Annotated in this window: 6 protein-coding genes; 2 read left to right on the top strand and 4 right to left on the bottom strand. The window is 57.5% G+C overall.

Going from position 1 to position 6067, the window contains the following annotated elements; genetic code table 11:
• Positions 1-396 precede the first annotated feature (396 nt).
• The 4 genes from lysS to dusB form a co-directional block, all read right to left on the bottom strand.
• Positions 397-1905, bottom strand: a complete 1509-nt coding sequence (gene lysS / locus ACUM6F_RS12545; RefSeq protein ID WP_425620777.1) for a lysine--tRNA ligase — start codon at positions 1903-1905, stop codon at positions 397-399.
• A gap of 139 nt (positions 1906-2044) precedes the next feature.
• On the bottom strand, positions 2045-2530 hold the full coding sequence (greA, locus tag ACUM6F_RS12540; protein WP_425620776.1) for a transcription elongation factor GreA: 486 nt from the start codon (positions 2528-2530) through the stop codon (positions 2045-2047).
• A 128-nt stretch (positions 2531-2658) separates the two neighbouring features.
• Positions 2659-3771, bottom strand: coding sequence for a shikimate dehydrogenase (locus ACUM6F_RS12535; RefSeq protein ID WP_425620775.1), 1113 nt, complete (start codon positions 3769-3771; stop codon positions 2659-2661).
• A 130-nt stretch (positions 3772-3901) separates the two neighbouring features.
• Positions 3902-4861, bottom strand: a complete 960-nt coding sequence (gene dusB, locus ACUM6F_RS12530; RefSeq protein ID WP_445349453.1) for a tRNA dihydrouridine synthase DusB — start codon at positions 4859-4861, stop codon at positions 3902-3904.
• A 196-nt stretch (positions 4862-5057) separates the two neighbouring features.
• On the opposite strand from dusB, the gene ACUM6F_RS12525 reads away from it, so the two are divergent.
• Both ACUM6F_RS12525 and ACUM6F_RS12520 read left to right on the top strand, forming a co-directional pair.
• Positions 5058-5792 (top strand): ImmA/IrrE family metallo-endopeptidase, encoded by a 735-nt coding sequence (locus ACUM6F_RS12525; protein WP_445349452.1) that lies wholly within the window; start codon positions 5058-5060, stop codon positions 5790-5792.
• Complete coding sequence (locus tag ACUM6F_RS12520; protein ID WP_425620772.1) at positions 5785-5973, top strand: hypothetical protein; 189 nt, start codon at positions 5785-5787, stop codon at positions 5971-5973. The genes ACUM6F_RS12525 and ACUM6F_RS12520 overlap by 8 nt, the downstream gene beginning before the upstream one ends.
• The last annotated feature ends 94 nt before the right edge of the window (positions 5974-6067 follow it).

Raw genomic sequence — 6067 nt, 5'->3', positions numbered from 1 at the left:
GCTCAGCAACGCTTAGCCACTGTTCAGTTTTCAAAGACCACCCATTCTCTCTCTCGCCGCCATCCAGCACTCAACTCGAAGAACCACCTGCACCCAAAACCAACCGTCGCCCTCGGGACGCTATCAGGTCAGTCCTGTCTGCCATTTGACTCCCCAAGTTGAATGCCGGACAGCGACAAAACTTATTTTATAATGTGCGCGGCGTTGATGTCAACTAGTACTTCCTGGTCAAATTGGTTTGCGCATCGGTATTCTTGCCGCAAGTCCTAATATAGCATGCAGGATTTGACCGTGTCAAGGCCTTCTCACCTCTCGCTTCCTCGCTTCCCATTTCCCGAGGTGGGATGTGGGAAGTTGGAAGTATGTATCCTACAGATCGATCTCACCTCTGACTTCTCACCTCTCGCTTCCCATTTCCCGTGGGCGCAGTAACGGGAACAATATGACGTCTCTTATCGATTGTTTGTTGGTTATGAGCATGACCAGGCGGTCGATCCCGATGCCCAGGCCGCCGGCCGGAGGCATGCCGTGTTCGAGGGCGATGACGTAATCCTCGTCGTAGGCGTGAGCCTCTTCGTCACCGCGCTGGCGCTTGGCCAGTTGAGACATGAAGCGCTCTTTCTGGTCGACCGGGTCGTTGAGTTCCGAAAAAGCGTTGGCCAGCTCGCGCCCGGCGATGATCAGCTCAAAGCGATAGGTCAGACGGGGGTCGTCATCCTTCTTCTTGGCCAGCGGCGAAATTTCGATGGGGTAGTCGTAAATAAAGGTAGGCTGAACGAGCTTGTCCTCGACAAATTCTTCAAAGGCCGTGTTGAGAGCCTCTCCCCAAGTCCCGGGAAGGGCTTCGACCGTTATATTGGCATCCTTGAGTTTGGCCTTCACGATGTTGACCGCTTCCTGCCCCGAAAGCCGGCTGAAATCGATCCCCGCGTGCTTCCCGACGGCCTCAAGCATCGTCATCCGGGTCCAGGGCCGCCGGTAGTCGATCTCCATATCCCCGTAAGGCAGCACCAGGGTTCCCGTTGCCTCCTCCACAACGTAGGTGATCAGTTCCTCTGTCAGTTCCATCATCCCGATGTAATCGGAATAAGCCTCGTAGAGTTCGAGCATGGTGAACTCCGGGTTGTGGCGGGTCGAGATCCCCTCGTTGCGGAAGTTGCGGTTGATCTCGTAGACCTTCTCCATCCCCCCGACCAGCAGGCGCTTCAGGTACAGTTCGGGGGCGATGCGCAAGTACAGCGGCATGTCCAGGGCGTTGTGGTAGGTCTTGAAGGGCCGGGCGGCGGCGCCTCCCGCCAGGGGCTGCATCATCGGGGTCTCGACTTCAAGGAAGCCCCTTTCGTCAAGGAAGCGGCGCATCAACTGCAGGACCCTGGAACGGGTGACGAAGGTGTCCTTTGTCTCGGGGTTGACGATCAAGTCAAGGTAACGCTGCCGGTAACGCAACTCGACATCCTTGAGTCCGTGCCATTTTTCCGGCAGCGGACGCAGCGACTTGCTCAAAAGCGTAAAGCCGGACACATTGACGCTGACCTCACCCATGCGGGTTTTAAAGACCGACCCCTCAAGACCGATAATGTCGCCGATATCCAGCTTCTTGAACAACTCATACGCTTCGTCCCCGACGACATCCAGCCGCACATAAATCTGAACCCTGCCCGAGCCGTCCCGGAGATCGGCAAAGGTCGCCTTGCCGTGACCGCGCCTGGCCGTTAACCGTCCGGCCAAGCTGACCGTCCGCCCATCCAGGGTTTCAAAGTTGTCGACGACCTCCCTGGCCAAATGCGTGCGCTCGAACCTTCCGCCGTAGGGTTTGATCCCCTCCTGTCGCAGCTCGGCCAGCTTGTCCCTCCTCACCCTCTCCAGTTCAGACAAGTCCAGCTGTTGTTCGTGCACCCTGTCCATCTGTACCTCCAAAACAAGCTATAAGCACCAAGCCTTAAGCTGCAAAACAAGATGAAGGAATCGGCCCGGGCCGATTCCGATGATAAGTCTGACGTCCTAAAGTCTTCTGACGCCCGATGTTTAATGCTTAGCGCCCTTTTTACAGCGACGCGCGCTGAATGTCCAAGATCTTGTACTTGAGGACGCCCACCGGTACCTCCACCTCGACGATACTGCCGGTCGTTTTGCCCATAAGGGCCTTGCCCACGGGGGATTCGTTGGAAATCCTGTTGGCGCTCGGGTCGGACTCCATCGAGCCGACGATCGTGAACTCGAGTTCGCCGCCGTTGGTCTGGTCTTCCAGCCGCACCGTCGAACCGATGCTGACTTCCGCGGTATCGACGTCGGTGGCGTCGATGACCTTGGCGTTGCGCAGCATCTTTTCCAGCTCGATGATCTGGCCCTCGATGAAGGCCTGCTCGTTCTTGGCGTCCTCGTACTCGGAATTCTCGGAGATGTCTCCGAAATCTATGGCCTGCCGGATGCGGTCGGCTACCTCCCTGCGACGCACCGATTTCAAATGCTCCAATTGTTCCTCGAGTTTCTTCAGACCCGTAACGGTCAGGATGACTTCTTTTTCTTTCATATGACTAACCGCTCCTTCAAACCCAGTGCCTGATATCGCAACGCACTATGAACAATATGCAAAAGACAAAGTTTTAGGCACTGCATTTATGCCGCCCGCAGTGCCCCTCATTCCTGTTTTACTTTGCATCAATTATAATGACCGGCATGACCCTTGTCAAGAATACGGCGCGCTTGAGCGTTGGCCCTGATCTGTTCGATGGTCTGGGGCGTTACGGCGCGTTCGAAGCTGCGGAACCCGGCCAGCCTGAACCCGTGTTTGCGGGCGAGGCCGGCGATCTCCTCGACCTGGCGGACGGTAAGCTCCCGGCCTAAGGTGTAGCTTTCAAACCTCTTCTCAAGGGCCAGGATCATGGTTTCGGCCATGCAGGCGTAACACGTTTTCGGCGGAAAACCGAAGTTGAAGTGGAAATCCACGTCCCCCGGCGGAATAACCACTCCGCCCTCGATAACCAGGACGTCATCGCGTTTCTCCACCACACGGCGGGAAACGTCACGCGGGCGGGCCACGTCGCAGACCACGGCGCCGGTCTTCAAGTCTTCGGGCTCGATAATGGCGTCCACGGCGCTGGTAACAGTGATCACCACGTCGGCCCGGCGCAGGGCCGCTTTCAGGTCGGAGGTCACCCTTACCGCTAGTCCGCTGTCGTAGAGGATTTTCTGACCGAGCAGTTCCAGCTTGCCGGTGTCCCGGCCCACAATCGTGAGGCTCTTGGCTTCCCTGGCCAGGATCTGGGCGCAAACCGAGCCGATGGCGCCTGTAGCACCCACGACAACCACCTCCGCCTCTTCCATGCGGTGGCCCATCATCCCGGCGGCTTCCCTGGTGCCCTCGATGGCGGTGGCGACGGTATAGCTGTTCCCCGTAGTTACCGGTATATGCAGGCGCTTGGCGACAGAAATCCCGGCATCCCCCACCACCTTGGTAAAGGCTCCCAGGCCGAGAATTCTCGCCCCAAGACGCTCGGCCAGCCTGCCGGTCTGCACGACCTTTTCGAGGACGAACTCCTTGGGCAGGGTCATGATCTGGCGCGCGGTGAGGGGGCACCCGACCAGCCAGCCTTCGATCTCGTTGGCCGGGTCCGCCGCGGAGCGAATGCCGGTAATATGGCTTGTCTTAAGCGGCGGCAGCATGCTGATGCCTTTTTCGACCCAGCGCTGGGGCAGGTACCTGGCAAACTTAAACTTACGGGCAACGTCTTCTACAGATAAAGGGTGAATGACAAACGCAAAACGCTCCAAATACTTTTAGCCTCCCAAATCAGTCACCGGTTAGGTTATGCAAAAAGCGGGCAGACTTAATCAATTCTATATCTATTTCCAACTTCTAGGCAAGAGTCGCCTTTCTCAATCTTGTACCGGCAAAACAAATTTATAGGAGCGCCTCGATCATTGCGCGAAGTTGCTCGGCGCTCTCGGCCCGGTGCAGCTGCACCCTGAGGCGGGCCGCGCCGCGCAGGCCGCGGCTGTACCAGGCGGCATGCTTGCGCATCTGCAAGACGGCCGTTTTTTCTCCTTTGTAGAGCATCAGGAGATCCAGGTGGCGGAGGGCCATAGCCACCCGTTCCTCCGCCGGCGGAGGCGGCAGCAGTTCCCCGGCGGCCAAGTAGTGGACGGCCTCCCGGTAGATCCAGGGGTACCCCCGCGCCGCCCGCCCGATCATGACCCCGTCGCAGCCCGTCTCGTCCAGCATGCGCCGGGCGTCTACCGCCGTCCAAACGTCGCCGTTGCCGATCACCGGCACGTCCACCGCTTCCTTGACCGCCCGGATGACGCCCCAGTCGGCGCGGCCGCTGTAGAACTCGCTCCGGTAGCGGCCGTGCACGGTGACCGCCGACGCCCCCGCCTCCGCCACGGCGCCGGCCACCTCCACCGCGTCCGGGGAATCCGGGTCCCAGCCCCGGCGCATCTTTACGGTGACCGGCAGCGGGACGGCGTCGATCACCGCGGCGACGATGTCCGCGGCCAGGCGCGGGTCCCGCATCAAGGCCGCCCCTTCACCGTTCTTGACGATCTTCGGCGTCGGGCACCCCATGTTCAGGTCGATGATGTCAGCGCCTGCCTGAGCCGCAAGGCGGGCGGCCAGGGCCAGGTCGTGCGGCCGCGAGCCGAAGAGCTGCACGGCGATGGGGTGCTCGCCCTCGATGTCCAGCATCTCCAGGGTCTTGCGGCTGCCGAACAGGAGGGCCTGGTCGGAGATCATCTCCGTAAAGGTTAAAGCGCAGCCCATTTCCCGGGCCAGCAGGCGAAAGGCCTTGTCGGTGACGCCGGCCATGGGCGCGGCCACCACGGGGTTTTCCAGAACCAAGGGACCGATATGCAACCGTTTCACCGCCTGCAATCACTTTAGTATTCTTTCTTTTCCCGAATTAAAACAGAAAATCCTCCACTCGCCGGTAAGCTCGTCCCATTTCGGCCTTTGCCTTATAACACTCATATCCGCGAGATCCCATGAAAAGATTGCTCTTGTCAACCGGTTTGCCAAGAACCTTCGCTATCTTAACTCACTTTTGGGAGGCAAATCCTAGATGGGAATGGCCGAAGATGCCAAGACCCGCACCATTGAAGCTCGAAATAGGCTCGGAGTCAGCGCCAATGAGTCAGTAAATGTCCTGAACATCCTCCGCAGCATTCTAAACGTCTCGATCATTGGTCGTCCTTTGGCCTCTAACGTTTCCGGGCTTTTTGTGCAGAACAATGATGTACGAATCATCCTTATCAATACTAATCGTAGCCGTGGCCACCAGCATTTCACCGCTGCCCGCGAATTGTGCCATCTACTCTATCACGAAGCTCTTACCGGGCAGATTTGCGAAATAGGCTTGCACAACCCTAAATCTCCCATTGAAAAAGAGGCAGATTTGTTCGCATGTCACTTTTTGGCTCCCGACCAAGCAATAGACTACCTACTTAACAAGCGCCAAAAACCGTTCAGACCGGTTTCCCTTGCCGACTGCGTTTTTCTGGAGCAGTATTTCGGCATCAGTCACCAAGCAATGCTCATCCGCCTGCAACAAATGGGTAAAATCTCCAACCATCAAGCGGAACAATGGAAAGACGGGATTACCCGTGTGGCAAGAGAATTAGGCTACGATACCAGTCTGTACAAAACCACTGCTGACTACTGGGTAATGTCGGATTATGCCGAGAAAGCGCGGGAGGCTCTCGACCGGGACCTGATCTCACGAGGGAAATACGAAGAGTTGCTTCTGGAAGCCGGACTGGAAGACGTCCTGTTCGGCGGGGAGACCGAAGATGACTAGCCTTCGATACCCTGTCGTCTTTGATAATGACTGCCTGGCATCATTTCTGTGGGTCCCCAACATTATTACGGCTTACGAAGGCGAACAAATCTGGCAGGAAATGAAGAACAAGAAGCGTCTTCTTCCGGACTACGACTTCCAAGAAGTAATCCGCCGCCAACAAGAAGGTCTACATAGGTAACAAAAGAACACGACCCTTGTCCGCCAAAAACAAGGAACACTACCCTGAAAAACGGCCCTTGCTATTCGGGTCTGGGTTTATCCCCGCAAGCGAC

It is taken from the genome of Desulforudis sp. DRI-14, from assembly GCF_052618305.1.
This window is presented reverse-complemented; position numbering and strand designations above follow the sequence as displayed.

Bases quoted from the DNA above. Each gene is read 5' to 3' on its own strand.
- ACUM6F_RS12520 (WP_425620772.1), top strand. From the start codon at position 5,785: ATGACTAGCCTTCGATACCCTGTCGTCTTTGATAATGACTGCCTGGCA.
- greA (WP_425620776.1), bottom strand. From the start codon at position 2,530: ATGAAAGAAAAAGAAGTCATCCTGACCGTTACGGGTCTGAAGAAACTC.
- ACUM6F_RS12525 (WP_445349452.1), top strand. From the start codon at position 5,058: ATGGGAATGGCCGAAGATGCCAAGACCCGCACCATTGAAGCTCGAAAT.
- lysS (WP_425620777.1), bottom strand. From the start codon at position 1,905: ATGGACAGGGTGCACGAACAACAGCTGGACTTGTCTGAACTGGAGAGG.